We start from the raw sequence: 18,289 nt of genomic DNA on the forward strand, positions 1-18,289 counted from the left end.
GGCCCGTGGACCGGCGGCGGAATCGCGACGGAGCCCCGCCGGACCGCACGGTCCGACGGGGCTCCGTCCTGCGCTCTCCCCCGCCCGGCGGCTCGTCCGCCCGGCGGGTGGTGGCTCAGTTGCTCAGGCGGGCACCGGTGCTGGTGGAGAACACGTGGGTCTCGTTGGCGATCGGCACGACGTGGATGGTCTCGCCGCGCGCCGGGATCTGACGGCCGTGCACGCGGACGACCAGGTCCTTGTCCTCGCCGCCGATCTTGGTGGTGCCGTACACGAAGCCGTCCGAGCCGAGCTCCTCGACCACGTTCACGGTGACCGCGACGCCCTCGATGCCGCCGCCCGGGACGATCTCGAAGTGCTCCGGGCGGATGCCGACGGTCACGGTCTTGTCGGTGCCGGCGCCGGACAGGTCCTCGCGGGAGATGTTGACGACCGAGCCACCGAACTTCACGCCGCCGTCGACCAGCGGCACCTCGATCAGGTTCATCGCGGGCGAGCCGATGAAGCCGGCCACGAAGAGGTTGGCGGGCTTGTCGTACATGTTGCGCGGGGTGTCGACCTGCTGGAGCAGGCCGTCCTTCAGCACCGCGACCCGGTCGCCCATGGTGAGCGCCTCGGTCTGGTCGTGGGTGACGTACACGGTGGTGATGCCCAGGCGGCGCTGGAGGCCGGCGATCTGCGTACGGGTCGAGACGCGGAGCTTGGCGTCCAGGTTCGACAGCGGCTCGTCCATCAGGAAGACCTGCGGCTCGCGGACGATCGCGCGGCCCATCGCGACACGCTGGCGCTGACCGCCGGAGAGCGCCTTCGGCTTGCGGTCCAGCAGCGCGGTGAGGTCGAGGATCTTCCCGGCCTCCTCGACCTTGGCGCGGATCTCCGCCTTGTTGACGCCGGCGATCTTGAGCGCGAAGCCCATGTTCTCCGCGACGGTCATGTGCGGGTACAGCGCGTAGTTCTGGAACACCATCGCGATGTCCCGGTCCTTCGGCGGAAGGTGCGTCACGTCGCGGTCGCCGATGCGGATCGCGCCGCTGTTGACGTCTTCCAGACCGGCCAGCATGCGCAGGCTGGTCGACTTGCCGCAGCCCGAGGGGCCGACCAGGACGAGGAACTCCCCGTCCGCGATGTCCAGGTCCAGCGCGTCCACGGAGGGCTTGTCGGCCCCGGGGTAGACACGGGTCGCCTTGTCGTACGTCACAGAAGCCATGGCTGTGCTCTCCTTCACCGGCAGGAACGTGCCGGACGATCCGAGTAAAGGGTGGATGTCGTGCCGCCGCCCCGCCAACTGGTCTGAACCACTGAGCGCACCGGCTCCCGGTGACGCTACCTGGGCCCTCGCTGCTTGTCAGCCCCCGGCCATCCCGATTTCGGCATCGGTTCCATCACACCCGCCCGCCCTCACCCGGCCCCGGCCGTCCCCCGGATATGCCAGCACCGCCCCACCCCCGCCCGGTAGACTTCCCCCGGTGCCGCCGTGACCATGTCGCGGACGGTCACCATGCCTCCTTAGCTCAGCTGGCCAGAGCACCGCTCTTGTAAAGCGGGGGTCGTCGGTTCGAACCCGACAGGGGGCTCCAGCAGCGAACGCCCCGGACCAGTGCGGTCCGGGGCGTTCGTCGTTCCCGGGCCGGCGCGGGCCGTTTCGCCGAGGGGTCTGTGCACCCCGGTCAGTGGGATCGGAGGTCCGGGGCACCTGCGTCGGACCGGAGTTGGCGCAGGGTCCAGGTGGTGGCGGGGGGTTCGGCGAGGTGGGCGGTGTGGGTGGTGAAGAGTTCGGCGGCGCGGCGGTAGGAGAGGCGGGCGCGGCCGGTGTGGGGGCAGCGGTCGGCGGCGGGGGTGGTCGCGGGGGCGCGGCGGTCGGTGAGGAAGAGCGGGCCGGTGGTCCGGCCGGCGAGGAGCAGGGGGAGCAGGCGGGCGGTCCCGGCCCGCCAGCGGAGGGGCGGGGCGGACGGAAGGGTGCGGCGGCGGGGGAGGTCGAGGTCGTCGGCGTCGAGGGCGAGGACGGTCTCGATGGCGGCGCCGCTCTCGTGCAGCAGGTGCCAGAGGACCTGTTCGCGGAGCGGGGCCCGGCGGGCGAAGAGGGCGCGCAGCTGGTCGGCGGTGAGCGGGGCGGGGCCGTCGGCGGTGGCGGGGAGGGGGTGCGGGCGCAGGCCGGCGGTGGGGTCGGTGCGGATCCAGCCGTGGGCGCGCCACCAGGTCACGGCGGCGCGCAGGGTGGAGAGTTCGCGGTTGAGCGTGCGCGGGTCGGTGCCGGCGGCGCGGTGGCCGGCGGCGGCCCGGAGGCGGGCGGGGGCGTCCGGGTGGTCGAGCAGGGCGAGGGGGAGGACGGGCGGCCGGGCGCGGCGCCGCCCGGGGCCGGTGGGGGCGGGGCGGTCGGCGAGCGCCCAGGCCCAGGTGTCGAGGGCGATCCGGTAGATGCGCCGGGAGGCGGCGCCGAGGCCGGCGGCGGCCAGGTAGCGCTCGACGGCGACGGCGTACTCGACGGGCTGGGGGCTCTCCACGGGAATGGCTCTTCTTTCCGCAGTAAATGACATCTGGGGGAGGGGTTCAAGAATAGCCATTAGCCGCAGTAAACGGCAGTCTGAGCTGGTGGATTGGCGATATTTACTGCGGCAGACCCAGCCCGTCGAAGAATTGATGCAGAAAGACTCAACTTTTCCTCCGGACACCCTTGTTCACGGCTCCTCGGCGGGGGCAGACTTGCCGCCCATGGCAGTGGATACGGAGCGGGTTCCGTCGCGCGGGCAGCGGTCGGGCGGGCGTCTCGCCGTGCTGGGCGAACGCGATTTCAGGTGGTTCTTCGTCGGGTACGCGACGTCGTTGTTCGGCTCCTCGATGGCACCGGTGGCGGTCGCCTTCGCGGTGCTCGACGGCGGAGGGGGCGGGACCGACCTGGGGTGGGTGATGGCGGCCCGGATCCTGCCGATCGTGCTGGTGATGCTGGTCGGCGGGGTGGTCGCCGACCGGCTCGGCAGCCGGCGGGTGATGCTGGTGGCGGACGTGCTCCGCTGTGGGGTGCAGGGGGTGTTCGCGGCGGCGCTGGCGGCGGGGCACGCGCCGGTCTGGGTGATGGTCGGACTGGTCGCGCTCTGGGGGCTCGGCGAGGGCGTGTTCCTGCCGGCACTCGGGGCGCTGGTGCCCGCACTGGTCGCCCGCAAGGAGCGTCTTCCGGACGCCAACACCCTGCTGGGGCTGGCCCGTTCGGTGTCCACGGTGGCCGGGCCGGCCACGGCGGGCGTGGTGGTGGCGGCGTACGGCCCGGCGGCGGTGCTGCTGGTCGACGCGGTCACGTACGGCGTCGGCGCGCTGGCGCTGGCCCGGCTCGGGGTGGCCGCACCGGAGGAGCCGGGGGAGCCGGAGTCGATGCTGGCGGACCTGCGCGAGGGGTGGTCGGAGTTCCGCTCCCGGCCGTGGCTCTGGATCACCACGGTCCAGATGGCGTTCTTCAACCTGCTGGTCTGGGCGCCCTTCCTGGTGCTCGGCCCGCTGACCGCCCAGCGGGCGCTCGGCGGCGCGCGCGGCTGGGGCCTGGTGATGGGCGTGTACGGGGCCGGCGCGGTGCTGGGCGGCCTGCTGATGCTGGGCCGCAGGCCGGTGCGGCCGCTCGCGGTGGCCACGGCGGCGACCCTCGGCTGGGCGCTGCCCTCGGCGGCGCTCGCGGCGGGCCTGTCACTGCTCTGGACGGCGGCGGTGGCGCTGGTGGCCGGGGCCGGTTCGGCGGTCTGCGGGGCGCTGTACAACTCCACGATGCAGCGTTGGGTGCCGGCCGACGTCCTCGCCAGGGTCACCGCGTTCGGCGGGCTCGGCGCGTTCGTGCTCGGGCCGCTCGGCCTGGCGGCGGCCGGCCCGCTGGCGGACCGGGTGGGTGCGGCGTCCGTGCTCGGCTTCGGCGCGCTGTGGCAACTGGTCGCGGGCGTCGTGGTGTTGGCGGTTCCGGCGGTGAGCCGGCGGCAGTGGGACGAACCCGCGGAGCCCGGCGCCGAGGGCGGGCGCCCCGGCCGGGCGGGCAGGGGGTGACGCATGCTGCCGCAGCGCCGGGCGCTGCGCGAGGCGCCCGCCCGGTCACCCGGGGTGAGCGGGCGCGCAGGGCGGCCCGGGCGGTCGTACGGTGGAGGGAGTGCGGGGGCGAACGGAGGAGGTAGGCCATGCCCGGTTCTGTCACCATCAGCCATCACGAGTCGGCGGTCGCCCTGGATCACGCGGACGCCAAGCGGCTCGCCACGGTGCTGGAGGAGCTCGCGTACCTGCTGGAGATCCCCGGTCCGAACCGGATCAACGACGCGCAGCTCGGCGCCCTCTGCGAGGGCCGGTCGCCGGACCGGGCCGAGTTGTCGCACTGGTCGCGCGGGATCGCCGCGGAGCTGAAGGGACGGCTCTAGCCGCGGCCGTGGCGGACCGGCCGGAGTCGTACGATGGCGCGCGGGGCGTGTGGTTCTCGCGCGCCTTCCGGGTGCCGGTCCGACCGGCGGCCGGACCGGCGGAGGAGGGTGGGGGCCCGCACGTGCCGCAGTCCGAGGCGCATTCCGAGCCGCAGTCCCGGCGGACGTCAGACCCGCAGCCCGGCCGGAGGACAGGCCCGCAGCCGGGCCCGATGTCCTGGCTGACCGTGGAGACGCCGTTGCCCAGCGGGCCCATGCACATCGCGGTGACGCCGCTGGGCGTGGCGGCCGCGGGCTACCTGGGGCACGCGGGCGGCGAACTGCCCCACTGCACGGACGAGTCGAAGATCGCCGCCGTCACCGACCGGATCGGAGCCTACCTGGCGGGCCGCAGCCGGGAGTTGGGCCTGCCGATCGACTGGAGCCTGAGCACCGGGCCGCACCGCGCGGTGTTGCAGACGCTCTGGCGCGACGTGCCGTTCGGGCGGACCATCACGTACGGCGAACTGGCCGCCCGTAGCGGGGTGTTCGAGTCCGTGACGGAGCCGGGGCTGGCGGCCCGGACGGTCGGGCAGATGATGGCCGCCAACCCCGTCGCGCTGCTGGTGCCGTGCCACCGGGTGGTGGCGGCGGACGGGATCGGCGGATTCGGCGGCGGCCGGGTCGGGATCGACGTGAAGCGCTGGCTGCTCACCCTGGAGGGTGTGTTGGAGCCGACGCTGGACTGGAACGGGCCGCTGTGACCGGCGGACCGGGCCGCCGGAGCGGGCCCGGCCGGCCGCGCCGCTCAGTGCACCAGCTCCACCGGGGTGAGGCCGCGGCCGAACGGGGACTGCCGCGGCAGGACCGGCCGGACGCCCGAGACCAGCGTGTAGTCGATGCCCGTGTGGTCGATGCCGGCGAGTTCCCCGGCGCGATCGGTGTCGGGCCGCTCGCCGAGCGCCAACTGCACCGCGTTCCACGGCAGGTTGAGGCCGCACAGACGCAGCTGGTGCAGGCCGCCCGAGGGCCGGGTGTTGACGTCGATGATCACCGGTTCCCCGGCCAGGTGGCGGAACTGCACGTTGGAGAGGAAGGCCATCCGGGTGGACTCGACCACCCGGCGGGCGGGTTCCAGGTACTGCGGGGCGGTGGTGAAGCTTCGGCGGCGCCGGTGCTTGCTGCGGCCGACGGCGGCGAGCAGGGTGCCGTCGCGGTCGGCGAGGCAGTCCACCGAGACCTCGGGGCCCTCCAGGTAGGGCATCACCAGCAGGTCGGCGGCTCCGGCAGGGCCCTCGGGCGCGGCGGCCTCCAGTGCGGCGGCCACCTGGTCGACCTGGACCCGGCTGTCCCAGCCGGCCAGCCGGTGGAGGCCGAAGGGCTCGCGGGTGAGCACCCGGAACCCCTCGCCGCCGGCGCCCGAGGAGGGTTTGAGGCAGGGGGTGAGCCCGGCGGCCTCGATCAGCTCGACGGCGGCGATCAGGTCGGCGGCGGTGCGGACCTGCCACCACGGCGGGGTGGGCAGTCCGGCGGCGGCGATCGCCGCGTAGCCGTCCGCCTTGCTGTCGAAGGCCGCGATGGCGGTGGCGGGCGGGCAGACCAGGGCGGTGCCTATCGCCTCGAACTCCTGCTGGTGCAGGGATATCGCGAGCTGGTGGAGGCGGGGCAGGAAGACGTCGACGGAGTGCCGGGCGCAGTAGTCGAGGGCGTAGCCGACGTAGGCGTCGGGGGTGAGGTCGCCCGGCTCCAGGGTCGCGTGGTCGGCGGCGGCGAGGACGGGGGAGTCGGGGTCGACGTGGGTCGCGTGGACCTCGACCGGCCGCGGGGCCTCGCGCAGCTGTTCGATGAAGAACACGTTCTCGGCGTAGGTGCGGTTGAGCCAGACACGTACGGGGGCGCTCATGACGGCCTCCCAGGGCAGGGGTGAACGAGGGGGAGGGCATCCGGTCCGGCCATACTCGTCAACTGGCCCCGTGGCCCTTTGAGGTGGCACCTTAGCGGCCGCCCGGACCGGCGTGAACGGAGGGTCGGCCGGGGCGGTCGGGGCGTGGGCCGGGCCCGGGGCGGAGGCGCGGGGCGGCTGCCGGTGCGCGGTCGGGCGGATGGCCGGGCGGGTGGCCGGGTGTGCGGCCCGGCGGCGGCCCGGTCGGGGCATTGTCGAATGTTCGAATAATGGTCGAACTTGTATCGATCAGGTGATCTAGTCGTCCTATTTGTTCGGTTATTCCGACCACTCGAAAGAGTGATTGCGGAGCCCGCCGAATAGGCTCACCATGATTGTTGCAAGGCGACACTTCACCGGGTATTCGAAGGGCTCTCCATGTCGACCGAAACCAACGTCGGTATTCCTGCGCCGGGCGGCGAGTCGCCTGCCCAGCAGAGTCTCGGCACGGCGGGCGCGAGGAACCTCGCGACGACCACCAAGTCCGCGCCGCAGATGCAGGGCATCAGCCCGCGCTGGCTGCTCAGGATGCTTCCGTGGGTCGAGGTGTCCGGCGGCACCTACCGGGTCAACCGTCGCCTGCGGTACGCGGTCGGCCGCGGCCGGGTGGGCTTCGTGAAGACGGGCTCCGAGGTGCGGATCGTCCCGCCGACGCTGCGCGAGGTGCCGGTGCTGCGCGGTTTCGAGGACGACGCCGTCCTGGAGGAGCTGGCCGGGCGCTTCGTCCAACGCGAGTTCTCCGCCGGTGAGGTGCTGGTCGCCGCCGGGGCGCCGATCGACGAGGTCTTCATCATTGCCCACGGCAAGCTCGACCGGCTGGGATCCGGCAAGTACGGCGACGAGACGGTCGTCGGCAGTCTCGCCGACGGCGACCACCTGGGCGACGAGGCGCTCCGGCAGGAGGACGGCGCCTGGCCGTACACGGTGAGGGCCGCCACCGCAGGCACCGTCCTGGCGATCTCATGGCCCTCGTTCCAGGAGCTCGCGGACCGCTCCGAGGCGCTCCAGCTCCAGATCATGGACTACCTGGCCGGCTTCGAGCAGGCGCAGAACAAGCACGGCGAGGCGGCGATCGGCCTCTCCGCCGGCCACCGGGGCGAGTACGAGCTGCCCGGCGCCTTCGTGGACTACGAGCTGAAGCCCCGCGAGTACGAGCTCAGCGTCGCGCAGACTGTGCTCAAGGTGCACAGCCGGGTTGCCGACCTCTACAACCAGCCGATGAACCAGACCGAGCACCAGCTCCGGCTGACCATCGAGGCGCTGCGCGAGCGCCAGGAGGACGAGCTCGTCAACAACCCCGAGTTCGGACTGCTGCAGAACGCCGAGTACGACCAGCGGATCCAGACCCACTCCGGCCCGCCCACCCCGGACGACATGGACGAGCTGCTGAGCCGCCGCCGCTCCACCAAGATGTTCCTCGCCCACCCCCGGGCGATCGCGGCCTTCGGCCGGGAGTGCAGCCGCCGCGGCCTCTACCCGGACACCGTCGAGGTCCAGGGGAGGCAGGTCTTCGGCTGGCGGGGGGTGCCGGTCTTCCCGTGCAACAAGATCCCGATCGTCGGCGGTAACACCAGCTCGATCATCGCGCTGCGCACCGGGGAGGACAACCAGGGCGTCATCGGGCTGCACCAGACCGGAATTCCCGATGAATACCAGCCGGGCCTCTCGGTCCGGTTCATGGGAATCAGCGAGAAGGCCATCATTTCCTATCTCGTCAGCGCCTACTACTCCGCCGCCATTCTGGTGCCCGACGCGGTCGGAGTCCTGGAGAACGTCGACGTCGCGCACCACCGCGACTGACCGGGCCGGTCGCGACCGCGCCGCCCGGCCGGGGCTTACTTGCGCCCCGGTCGGGCGGCGCCCACCGTCACAACAGGGGGAGGAACCCATGGGAATCTTCACGCTGGAACGCGACCACCGCGAGGGGCACGAGGCGGAGGACGTGCTGGCCCGCGCCCGCGGCCTGGTCGACCCGGTGATGCGCGCCGCCGTCGACTCGCTGCCCGGCTCGATGCGCAAGGTGGCCGGCTACCACCTCGGCTGGTGGGAGGCGGACGGCACGCCGGTGGCCGCGCCCTCCGGCAAGGCCATCAGACCGGCGATGGTGCTGGCCGCCGCCCAGGCCCTCGGGGGCACCCCGGCCGCGGCCACCGCCGCCGCGGCCGCCGTCGAGCTGGTCCACAACTTCACCCTGCTCCATGACGACGTCATCGACCGTGACGAGACCAGGCGCCACCGCCCCACGGCCTGGCGGGTGTTCGGCACCACCGAGGCCATCCTCGTGGGGGACGCACTGCACTCCCTGGCCCTGCGGCTGCTCGCCGGGGACACCCACCCGGCCGCCCAGGGCGCCATCCGCCGGCTGACCGACTGCGTGGTCGAGCTCTGCGAGGGCCAGCAGATCGACTGTGCCTTCGAGCAGCGCAGTGACGTTTCGCTCGCCGAGTGCCTGGCGATGGCGGAGGCCAAGACGGGCGCGCTGCTCGGCGCCGCCTGTGCGATGGGTGCGCAGTACGCGGGCGCCTCGGAGGAGGCCGCGCAGGCGATGGACGGCTTCGGCCGCGAGATCGGCCTGGCGTTCCAGCTGATCGACGACCTGATCGGGATCTGGGGCGACCCGGCCGTCACCGGCAAGCCGGTCGGGGCGGACTTGGTCGCGCGCAAGAAGTCGCTGCCGGTGGTGGCGGCGCTCGGCTCCGGCACGGCCGACGGGCACGTCCTGGCCGGGCTCTATGCGCTCGAACGCCCTCTCAGCCCGGAGGAGTTGAACCGCTGTGCGGCCGCCGTCGACGGGGCCGGCGGGCGGGGCTGGGCCCAGGGGGAGTCCTGCGAGCGGATGGCCACCGCGATGGCCCAGCTGGCCGTGGCGGTGCCCGAGCCGTCCGCCGCCGACGAGCTGCTCGCCCTCGCGGAGCTGGTCACCCGCCGCACGCACTGACACCGCGGGGCGGGCGGGGGCTGGTCGGTCCGGCTCCTGCCCCCGCCCACGCATGCCCCGGAGGGGCTCTGCCGGCGTCGGCGAGGGTTACTCGGCGTCGGTCGTTCCCAGGGCCGCGAGCAGGCGCTGCTCCTTCGCCGGGACGATCCCCTGGAGGTGGTGAGCGCCCTTGCGGCCCTTGAGGCCGTCGGCATTGGTGTCCTCGGCGGGCTCGCGCTGCTGGAGCCAGGCCCAGGTGTCGCGCGCGGTCTCGGCGAACGGCCGGCAGCGGAGCCCGGCCTCCTGCGCCCGGGCGGTGTCGGCGAGCCAGACGGCCGCCATCTCCGGTATGTCCGGTGCCCAGAGCGGGAGTTCCAGCCACGGCTGGACGCTGTCCGGGCCCTCGGCCAGCAACGGGCCGTCCTCCACCCAGACCAGCTCGGCGCGCGGACGGCCGTCGGAGGGCTCGCCGGCCACTTCCCGGCAGGTGGCCAGGAACCCCCCGAAGGTGACGTTTCCGGCCGGGGCGGTGGTGAGGTAGCGCCCGGTGTGCCCGGCGGTCACCACCCCGATGCCGAAGGCGGCGAAGTCTCGGACGTCGATCACCTGCATCGCGCGCTCCGGGTCGCCCGGCGCCAGCACCGGGCCGCCGCGGGCCATCCGCTCCAGCCACCAGGGCAGGCGGCCGCCGGTCTCGTACGGGCCGATCAGCAGCCCGCTGTTGAGGATCAGCGTGCGTCCGGCGCCGAAGTGTTCCAGCACCGCGCGCTCGCAGCCGGCCTTCAGCGCATTGCTGAACGGCTGGTCGGCCGGGGTGTCGGCGGGGCAGGGGTGCAGCGGCGACTCCTCGTTCACCACCTGGCCCGGCCAGTCGGCGAAGGCGTGCACGGAGGAGACGAAGGTGTAGCGGTCGGCGTGCTCGCGCAGCAGCCGGGCGGAGATCACGGTCTGGGCGGGCTGCTGCGCCGAGGTGTCGACGACGGCGTCCCAGTGCCGCCCCTCGACCAGCTGCGTCAGGTCGTCGGCGGAGTCCCGCTCGCCCCGGATGGCCTCGACCCCGGGGAGGTCGGCATAGGAGCGACCGCGAGTGAAGGTGGTCACCTCGTGGCCCCGGGCGAGGGCCTCGGAGGCGAAGGCCCGTCCGAGGAAGGACGAACCGCCAAGCAGGAGGATTCTCATACCGGCAAGGCTGCCTCCACCCGGCCGTCCGCATGCGCCCGTTCGCTTCCAGCGGAGGCAGGCCTGCGACGGGTACCGGAGCCCGTCGAGGTGCTGATCCAAGTGCCGAGGTTGATCTGCCCGTCGAGGCGCTGATCTGCCCGCCGAGGTGCTGGTCCGCCCGTCGAGGTGCTGATCCAATCGGGCCCGCATAGCATCCCCGTGTACCGATATGTCTGATTTAAGAACGATGCTTCGGCACTGGGGAGAGCGACAGCATGGTCAACCCGGCACTCGTGGACCCGGCCACCATCCGCGCGACCGCCGCCGAGGCATGGGTCCGCGGCTATCCGATCCTGCAGAACTACCGCACCCTGTACGCGCAGGCCGTGGACGACGCGGACCCGAGGTACGTCGGGGGCTTCGGTGTCTTCCGGCACTATCCGCAGCCCTTCACCCCGGCCAACACCGACATCGTCACCCCCAACAACGACACCCCCTACTCGTGGGCCTGGCTCGACCTGCGGGCCGAGCCGTGGGTGGTCTCCGTCCCCGCCTCGGACCGCTACTACGTCGTCCCCCTGCACGAACTCGACACCGTGTACGCCGGGTTCATCGGCACCCGGGTCACCGGCCAGGAGGCCGGCGACTACCTCGTGGCGGGCCCCGACTGGCAGGGCGAGGCACCCGAGGGGATCAAGGGCGTCATCCGCACCGCCACCCGGCTGATCGGCATCGTCGGCCGCACCTACCTCGCCGGGACCTCACCCGAGGACGTGGAGGAGCTGGAGCGGATCCAGCGGCAGTACCAGCTGCGCCCGCTGCACGAGTACGCCGGCACCCCGGCGCCGCCGCCGGCCCCGCACCCGGTCTGGCCGGTCTGGCGCGAGGAGGTGATGGACTCCATCGAGTTCCTCGGCTTCCTCGACTTCCTGCTCGGGTTCTTCCCGGCCCCGCCGGCCGAGGCCGACCTGCGCGGGCGCCTCACCGACCTCGGCGTCGACGGCCGCGGCGAGTTCGAGCCCGCCGCCCTGCCGCTGGAGGTCCGCGCCGAGATCGAGCGCGGCATCGCCGACGGCCGCGCCGAGCTCGACCGCGCCGCCCGCGAGACCTCCGGCTCCACCGGCCTCTTCGGCACCCGCGAGCAGGTCGGCACCGCGTACCTGAAGCAGGCGCTCGGCGCGATGGAGGGCCTGTACGGGCTGCCCGTCGAGGAGGCCTGGTACAGCGGCTGGCTCGCCGACAGCGAGGGCGGCCGGCCACCGAACGCCAGCAACCACGACTACATGCTCCGGTTCGCCCCGGACCGGCTGCCGCCCGCACGGTTCTTCTGGTCGGTCACCATGTACGCCCTGCCGGAGCGTCTGCTGGTCGACAACACGCTGGACCGGTACTCGATCGGCGACCGGACCCCCGGACTGGTCCGCGACGCGGACGGCGGCCTCACGCTCTACGTCCAGCACAAGCGGCCAGCCGACGCCCAGCACTCGGCCAACTGGCTGCCCGCGCCGGACGGCCCGTTCACCGTGGTCATCCGGCTCTACGGCCCGGACGAGTCGGTCCTCGACGGCCGCTGGACGCTCCCGCCGCTGACGCCGCGCTGACGCCACGCCGATCGGGCGCCCCACCCCCACTCCGCGCCGCCCGCCCGCGCCGCCCGTCCGCCCGGACCTGCGTTCCACGTGCCCGCCCGTGGGGACCCGTGCCACCCGTCCGCCCACCCGTAGCCATGCCGGACCCGAGAAGGACTCCCGATGACCCAGCCCGAGCTGGAGGCCCTGGCCGCCGACGCCTACGTCTACGGCTACCCCCTGGTCTCCGACCTCACCATGGTCGAGCGCTTCACCGAGGGCGGCATGGGCATCCTGCCGGCGGCTCCGTTCAACCGGGTCAGCCATGCCGGGCGGCTGGTCGGACCGGACGACCCGTTCGTCTCCGTCAACAACGACACCGTCTACTCGGTCGCCCAGCTCGACCTCTCCGAGGGCCCGCAGGTGCTGCACGTGCCGGACACCGACGGGGCGTACTACGTCCTGCAGTTCGTCGACGCGTGGACCGACAACTTCGCCTACGTCGGCCGCCGGGCCACCGGTACCGGCGCGCAGACCTGGTTGATCGTCCCGCCCGGCTGGCACGGCACCCCCACGGACCACGAGCACGTGATCGTCTCGCCGACCACGGTGGCCAGCATCGTCGGCCGCTTCGCCTGCACCGGCCCCGAGGACCTCCCGCGCGTCCGCGCCCTCCAGGAAGGGCTGACGCTCGAACCGCTGGAGCCGGGCGGGCTCGCCGCCGGGCTGCCCGGACCGGACCCGGAGGTGCCCGAGCGGCTGGCGTTCTTCGAACGGCTCCGGGTCTGGATGGCGGCCTTCCCGCCGGCCGCCCCGGACGTCGACTACCAGCAGCGGTTCGCCCCGCTCGGCTTGCTCGACACCGGGCCCTCGCCGTACCGGGCCGCCGCGCCCGAGTGGACGCTCGCCCTGCTCAAGGGCCTGGCTGCCGGCCGCGAACGGGTCGAGGACGCCATCCGGCCGCCGGAGGACCACCCGGCCGGCGAGTGGCGGACCGCCCTGCACCTGTTCGACTACAACATCGACTTCCTCGGCCCCGGCACGATCGACGAGCCCGACTGGCGCATCCCCGACCGCCGCGCCGCCTACCTCAGCCGGGCCGCCGCCGCCCGCGCCGGCCTCTGGGGCAACCACGCGTACGAGGCGGTGTACGCGATGACCTCCGACGACGCGGACGGGCACCCGCTCAACGGCGCCCACACGTACACGCTGCGCTTCGACCAGCCCCCGCCGGCCGACGCCTTCTGGTCCGTCACCATGTACGGCCTGCCCGAGCACTACCTCGTGGCGAACCCGGTCGGGCGGTACTCGATCGGCGACCGCACCCCCGGCCTGGTCCACGGCGAGGACGGGTCGCTGACGCTCCGGCTCCAGCACGAGCAGCCCGAGGACCCGGCCGGGGCGGCGAACTGGCTGCCCGTCCCGGAGGGCGGGTTCCGCCCGATCATCCGGCTCTACCAGCCGGGGCCGACCGTCCTGGACGGCACCTACCGGGTGCCGCCGATCCGGCGGAGCTGAGCCGCACCGGCACGGGAGCCGACGACCGGGCACGACCTGACGGCCGCGCCCGACCTGACCGCCACGTACGACCGACGACCCGCGCAACCGAGGAGCACGTACGACCGACGCCCACGTACGACCCGACGACCACGCGTAGGCGAGGGCCGGGCACGGAGCCGGCGAGCTGCCGTCGTACCGACGAAGGGATGCAGGGATGGGCGACGCCGTCGGCCAGATGCTGGTCTCGGCCATGGGCATCGCGATCAGCCCGATGCCGTTGATCGCGATGATCCTGATGCTGGCCACCCCGAAGGGGAAGGCGAACGGCCTGGCCTTCACGGCCGGTTGGGTGGTGGCGCTGGCGGCCGTGGTCGGCGTGGTCGTGGCGGCCGGTTCGGGGCTGAGCGCCGGATCCCCCAAGCCGGCCTGGGCCTGGTGGCTCAAGCTGGCGCTGGGTGTGCTGTTCCTGCTGCTGGGCCTCAGGCAGTGGCGGGACCGCCCGCGTGAGGGGCACGTGCACGGCCCGCCGAAGTGGATGCAGGCGATCGACCGGTTCACCCCGCGCAAGGCGGCCGGTCTGGCGGCCGTCCTGGTCGCGGCCAACCCGAAGAACCTGGTGCTGGCGGTCGGCGGCGCCGTCTCCATCGCGACCAGTACGGCCTCCGGCGGCGGCAAGGCGGTCGCGGCCGCGCTGATGGTGCTGATCGGCTCGCTCTGCACGCTGCTGCCGCTGGGGGTCTACCTGTTCGGCGGGGACCGGTCGGCCCGGGTGCTGGGGGAGTGGAAGGCGTGGATGGCGGCGCACAACGCGGCGATCATGGTCGTGGTCCTGATCGTCCTCGGCGCGAAGTACACCGGCGACGCGATCTCGGGCCTGACGACGTAGGGCCGTCCGTGCGCCGCCGCGCCCGACCGGCGCAGCCCGCCGTGTCCACCCCGCCCATCCTGCCAGCCGTGCCCCGACCGGCTCACCGCGGCGACGCGGACCCGGTCGCCGCAGGGGCGGACGCACCCCCGGACGACGACGGCGGCGGCGACGACGGCGAGGCCGACGCCGTGCCGGTCGGCGCGGGTGTGCGGGTCGGCGCGGGCGACGAGGGAGCTCCCGTCGGCGAGGCCGTGGTGCCGGGGGAGGGCGGCGGTGAGCCGGGCGCGGTGCTCGGCCCGCCGGACGGAGTCCCGCCCGGCGACGCCGGTCCCGACGTCGGTCCCGCCGTCGGTCCCGACGTCGGTCCCGACGTCGGTCCCGACGTCGGTCCCGCCGTCGGCTCGGCCGGGGCCGAGGCGGAGCCGCCCCGGTGGTGCGGGCCGCCCTCCAGGGTCACCACGGCCTGTGAGGGCGGCAGCGCGATCCTCGCGGTCCAGTGCGTGCCCGGGGCGAGGTCCTCGTCGACGGTGACGATCACGGTGATCCGCTGGCCCGGGGCGAGCGTTCCGGCTTCCCGGCTGAGCCGGAGCCAGGCGGCGTCCACCTCGGCGTGCCAGCGGATCTCGGTGACCCCGGAGTTGGTGAGGGTGAGAACGGTCCGGTTCCCGTACTCGCCGGCCTCGACGGTCAGCAGCCCGGCCGGAGCGGGCCCGGGGGCTCCCGGCCCGCCGCCTCCGGGGCCGGCCGCCGCACCGGCCACGGGTGCCGGTGCGGCGACCAGCGTCGGACTGCCGAGCGGAGTCGCGCCGTGCGCCGGAACCGGGATGGCCGGCCCCTGAATCCCCGGAAGCAACGTTTCTGCACGGAGCGGTCCGGCCCCGGCAAGCTCCAGCCCGGCCACCGCGGGAGCCGCCCCGACGGCACCCACCACCCCGCCGACCTGCCCGACCTGCCCGGCCTGACCGGGCTCCCCGCCGGCGCCCCCGGACCCGCCCGGCCGGCGGCCGGCGGCCCGCTGGTCGTCCTCGACCCGGACGGAGGAGACCGCCGCGGCAGCCCCGGCCCCGCCGCCACCCCGGTGGCCGGCCCAGAGCGCGACCACCGGGGCCGCCAGCACCGCAGCCAGCACGCCCGTGGTCACCACCCGCCGGCGCACCGCCGGTCCGCGGCGCGCGTCCGGCGCGCGGTGACGGGGGAACCCGCCCTGGTCGAACCGCAGGCCGGGCTCGACCACCGGGGCCGGGACCGCCGTCCGCCGCGCCGCCGGGGCCCCGGTCGCGCGCGGCAGGAACAGCACCCCGCCGTGCCGGACGGCCCCGCCCGCCGGCGCTGCCGTCCGTACGGCGGGAGCGGACGGCGCGGTGAGCACGGGCAGGCCCGAGAGGCCCGTCGTCCCCTCCGTTACCTCACCCGCCACCCGCTCGGTGGTGCCCCGGCAGGTCGGGCAGTCCACCACGTGCTGCACCAGCTCGCGGCGCAGTGCCGGGCCGAGTACCCAGTCCCGCCAGCTCTCCGCGCCGGCCCCGCCGAGCCGGTCCAGCTCGGGGCAGCTGCCGACGCCGAGCACCAGCAGCGCCGTCCTGGTCCGGCCGACCTCCGCCTCGGCCGAGGCGAGCAGCGCACGGGACGTCTCGAACGGGACGCCCAGCACGGCCGCCACCTCGATCGGGGTGAGCCGGTGGCGGACCGACAGCTCCAGGGCCTCGCGCTGCTCGGGGTCGGTGCCGGCCGCCTCGGGCCAGGCGAGCGAGGCCAGCTCGCGCCGCCGCCTGGCAGCCTCGGCCGTCGGCACGCCCGCCCCCGCGCCCGAGGGGCCGGAGACGACGCCCGGCGAAGCGGAGACGCCCGGCGAACCGGGGACGCCCGGCGAACCGGAGACCACGCCTGTCGGGCCGGAGAGCACGCCCGTAGGACTGGAGACCAAGCCCGTAGGACCGGCGCCGGCCCCGGGAAGCCCGCCACCGGACCCCGCGCCGTCCCCCATCCGCCGCAGGCAGGAGTACCGCGCCAGCGAGTACAGCCAGGCCCGCACCATCCCGGGCTCCGCCAGCCGCGTCCCGTGCCGCAGCGCCAGCTCGCGCACCTCGCGCAGGGCGGCCGCGGCCGCGTCGTGCTCGCACAGCACCGAGAGGCAGTAGGTGAACAGACCGTCCACCTGCCGCTCGTACGCCGCGAGCACGGGGTCGCGCGGCCCTTCAGTACTCGTTGTCACCCGCCCGACGGTAGAGAGACGGGGCGCCGAGTCCGCGCCATTCCCTGCTGTTGTACTTCTTTCGGGTAACAACATCGCCCATTCGTGGACCTTCCACGAGCCCCCGCGTCCGGTCCCGCGCCCCCTGCCCGCCCCGGTCCGCGCCCCCTGCCCACCCGGCCCGCGGCCCGTTGTCGTACCCAGGCGCTACGGTGACCGCATGGCTGCCCGCACCAAGACCACCGCCAAGCCGCGCCCGGCGTACCGCTGCACCGAGTGCGGCAACCAGCTGCCCAAATGGGTCGGCCGGTGCCCGGAGTGCAACGCCTGGGGCACGGTCGAGGAGTACGGCGCCGTCCCGATCCGGACGACGGCCGCCGGCCCGGTCAGCGCGCCCGCCCGCCCGATCGCCCAGGTGGACGGTCAGGTGGCGACGGCCCGCTCCACCGGCGTGCCCGAGCTGGACCGGGTGCTCGGCGGCGGCCTGGTCCCGGGCGCCGTGGTGCTGCTGGCCGGTGAGCCGGGTGTCGGCAAGTCCACCCTGCTGCTGGACGTCGCGGCCAAGGCGGCCTCCGCCCAGCACCGCACGCTCTACGTCACCGGTGAGGAGTCGGCCGGCCAGGTCCGGTTGCGCGCGGACCGGATCAACGCCCTCTCCGACCACCTCTACCTCGCCGCCGAGTCCGACCTCGGCGCCGTCCTCGGGCACATCGAGGCGGTCGGTCCCGGCCTGCTGATCCTGGACTCGGTGCAGACCATCGCCTCCGCGGAGCTGGACGGCGCCCCCGGCGGCCCGGCGCAGGTCCGCGAGGTGGCGGGCGCGCTGATCCGGGCGTCCAAGGAGCGCGGCATGGCCACCCTGCTGGTCGGCCACGTCACCAAGGACGGCCAGATCGCCGGCCCCCGCCTGCTGGAGCACCTGGTGGACGTGGTGCTCAGCTTCGAGGGGGACCGGCACGCCCGGCTGCGCCTCATCCGCGGGGTCAAGAACCGCTACGGCGCCACCGACGAAGTGGGCTGCTTCGAGCTCCACGACGAGGGCATCGTCGGCCTGGCCGACCCGTCCGGCCTCTTCCTGACCAGGCGTGACAAGCCCGTCCCGGGCACCTGCCTCACCGTCACCCTGGAGGGCAAGCGCCCGTTGGTGGCCGAGGTGCAGGCGCTGATGGTGGATTCGCAGATCCCGTCCCCGCGCCGGACGACCTCGGGCCTGGAGTCGCCCCGGATCGCGATGATCCTGGCCGTGGTCGAGCGGCACGGCGGGGTCAAGCTCGGCAAGCAGGACATCTACACCGCGACGGTGGGCGGGGTGAAGCTGAGCGAGCCGTCCGCCGACCTCGCGGTCGCGCTCGCGGTGGCCAGCTCCTCCACCGACACCCCGCTCCCGAGCAACCTGGTGGCCATCGGCGAGGTCGGCCTGGCGGGCGAGGTGCGGCGGGTGACGGGTGTGCAGCGGCGCCTGGCCGAGGCGCACCGGCTGGGCTTCACCCACGCCCTGGTCCCGCCGGACCCGGGCAAGGTGCCGCCGGGGATGAAGGTGGTCGAGGTCGCGGACATCGGCGAGGCGCTGCGGGCCATCCCGGGCCGCCGCCGGGCCGCCGCCAAGCCGCGCGGTGAGGCACCGTCGGCGCCGCCCACTCCGCGCCGGGCCGCCTCCGCACCCCCCGTCGCGGCCCACCCGGAGGAGCTGATGGAGGGCTGGGAGCCGCTCGACTCGGACGAACTGCGCTGACCCAAGCCCTGTCGTTGCCGCACGCAGTTAGACTTTCCCCTGTCTCATTGGT

The 18,289-nt window shown here is 74.2% G+C and carries 14 protein-coding genes and 1 tRNA gene; 10 read left to right on the forward strand and 5 right to left on the reverse strand.

Annotated features, from left to right (window positions below; genetic code table 11):
- Positions 1 to 115: 115 nt before the first annotated feature.
- Positions 116 to 1,207, reverse strand: coding sequence for a sn-glycerol-3-phosphate ABC transporter ATP-binding protein UgpC (gene ugpC / locus C2142_RS21705; protein ID WP_148644194.1), 1,092 nt, complete (start codon positions 1,205 to 1,207; stop codon positions 116 to 118).
- Between the two features lie 293 nt (positions 1,208 to 1,500).
- Between ugpC and C2142_RS21710 the strand changes: the two genes are divergently transcribed.
- Positions 1,501 to 1,577 (forward strand) — tRNA-Thr (locus C2142_RS21710).
- Positions 1,578 to 1,667: 90 nt separating this feature from the next.
- On the opposite strand, the gene C2142_RS21715 is transcribed toward C2142_RS21710, so the two are convergent.
- Entirely contained in the window at positions 1,668 to 2,501 is an 834-nt protein-coding gene (locus C2142_RS21715) for a hypothetical protein (protein WP_148644195.1), read from the reverse strand.
- A 208-nt stretch (positions 2,502 to 2,709) separates the two neighbouring features.
- Between C2142_RS21715 and C2142_RS21720 the strand changes: the two genes are divergently transcribed.
- From C2142_RS21720 to C2142_RS21730, 3 genes are all read left to right on the forward strand, one after another.
- Positions 2,710 to 4,017, forward strand: a complete 1,308-nt coding sequence (locus tag C2142_RS21720; protein WP_148644196.1) for an MFS transporter — start codon at positions 2,710 to 2,712, stop codon at positions 4,015 to 4,017.
- A 128-nt stretch (positions 4,018 to 4,145) separates the two neighbouring features.
- Positions 4,146 to 4,379, forward strand: a complete 234-nt coding sequence (locus C2142_RS21725) for a hypothetical protein (protein WP_148644197.1) — start codon at positions 4,146 to 4,148, stop codon at positions 4,377 to 4,379.
- A 212-nt stretch (positions 4,380 to 4,591) separates the two neighbouring features.
- Complete coding sequence (locus C2142_RS21730; RefSeq protein ID WP_148644198.1) at positions 4,592 to 5,122, forward strand: methylated-DNA--[protein]-cysteine S-methyltransferase; 531 nt, start codon at positions 4,592 to 4,594, stop codon at positions 5,120 to 5,122.
- A 44-nt stretch (positions 5,123 to 5,166) separates the two neighbouring features.
- Here the strand turns inward: C2142_RS21730 and C2142_RS21735 are convergent, their stop codons facing one another.
- A complete protein-coding gene (locus tag C2142_RS21735) occupies positions 5,167 to 6,261 on the reverse strand; it encodes an ATP-grasp domain-containing protein (RefSeq protein ID WP_148644199.1) in 1,095 nt (364 codons plus the stop codon).
- Positions 6,262 to 6,678: 417 nt separating this feature from the next.
- Between C2142_RS21735 and C2142_RS21740 the strand changes: the two genes are divergently transcribed.
- A complete protein-coding gene (locus C2142_RS21740; protein ID WP_148644201.1) occupies positions 6,679 to 8,100 on the forward strand; it encodes a family 2B encapsulin nanocompartment shell protein in 1,422 nt (473 codons plus the stop codon).
- A gap of 88 nt (positions 8,101 to 8,188) precedes the next feature.
- Positions 8,189 to 9,238 carry a family 2 encapsulin nanocompartment cargo protein polyprenyl transferase gene (locus tag C2142_RS21745; protein ID WP_148644202.1) on the forward strand — a complete coding sequence of 350 codons (1,050 nt, stop codon included), beginning with the start codon at positions 8,189 to 8,191 and terminating at the stop codon, positions 9,236 to 9,238.
- 87 nt (positions 9,239 to 9,325) lie between these two features.
- On the opposite strand, the gene C2142_RS21750 is transcribed toward C2142_RS21745, so the two are convergent.
- A complete protein-coding gene (locus tag C2142_RS21750) occupies positions 9,326 to 10,396 on the reverse strand; it encodes an NAD-dependent epimerase/dehydratase family protein (RefSeq protein WP_148644203.1) in 1,071 nt (356 codons plus the stop codon).
- A 257-nt stretch (positions 10,397 to 10,653) separates the two neighbouring features.
- Between C2142_RS21750 and C2142_RS21755 the strand changes: the two genes are divergently transcribed.
- The 3 genes from C2142_RS21755 to C2142_RS21765 all read left to right on the forward strand — a co-directional run bounded on the left by C2142_RS21755 (position 10,654) and on the right by C2142_RS21765 (position 14,332).
- Positions 10,654 to 11,979 (forward strand): DUF1254 domain-containing protein, encoded by a 1,326-nt coding sequence (locus C2142_RS21755; protein ID WP_148644204.1) that lies wholly within the window; start codon positions 10,654 to 10,656, stop codon positions 11,977 to 11,979.
- Positions 11,980 to 12,129: 150 nt separating this feature from the next.
- Positions 12,130 to 13,464: a DUF1254 domain-containing protein gene (locus tag C2142_RS21760; RefSeq protein WP_148644205.1), complete on the forward strand. Its 1,335-nt coding sequence runs from the start codon at positions 12,130 to 12,132 to the stop codon at positions 13,462 to 13,464.
- Positions 13,465 to 13,660: 196 nt separating this feature from the next.
- Positions 13,661 to 14,332: a GAP family protein gene (locus C2142_RS21765; RefSeq protein WP_148644206.1), complete on the forward strand. Its 672-nt coding sequence runs from the start codon at positions 13,661 to 13,663 to the stop codon at positions 14,330 to 14,332.
- Between the two features lie 82 nt (positions 14,333 to 14,414).
- Here the strand turns inward: C2142_RS21765 and C2142_RS21770 are convergent, their stop codons facing one another.
- Positions 14,415 to 16,526 carry a sigma-70 family RNA polymerase sigma factor gene (locus C2142_RS21770; protein WP_148644207.1) on the reverse strand — a complete coding sequence of 704 codons (2,112 nt, stop codon included), beginning with the start codon at positions 16,524 to 16,526 and terminating at the stop codon, positions 14,415 to 14,417.
- 199 nt (positions 16,527 to 16,725) lie between these two features.
- Between C2142_RS21770 and radA the strand changes: the two genes are divergently transcribed.
- Positions 16,726 to 18,237, forward strand: a complete 1,512-nt coding sequence (gene radA, locus C2142_RS21775) for a DNA repair protein RadA (protein ID WP_148644208.1) — start codon at positions 16,726 to 16,728, stop codon at positions 18,235 to 18,237.
- The last annotated feature ends 52 nt before the right edge of the window (positions 18,238 to 18,289 follow it).

Origin of the sequence: Streptomyces sp. CB01881 (assembly GCF_002953255.1) — a bacterium.
Lineage (GTDB): Bacteria > Actinomycetota > Actinomycetes > Streptomycetales > Streptomycetaceae > Kitasatospora.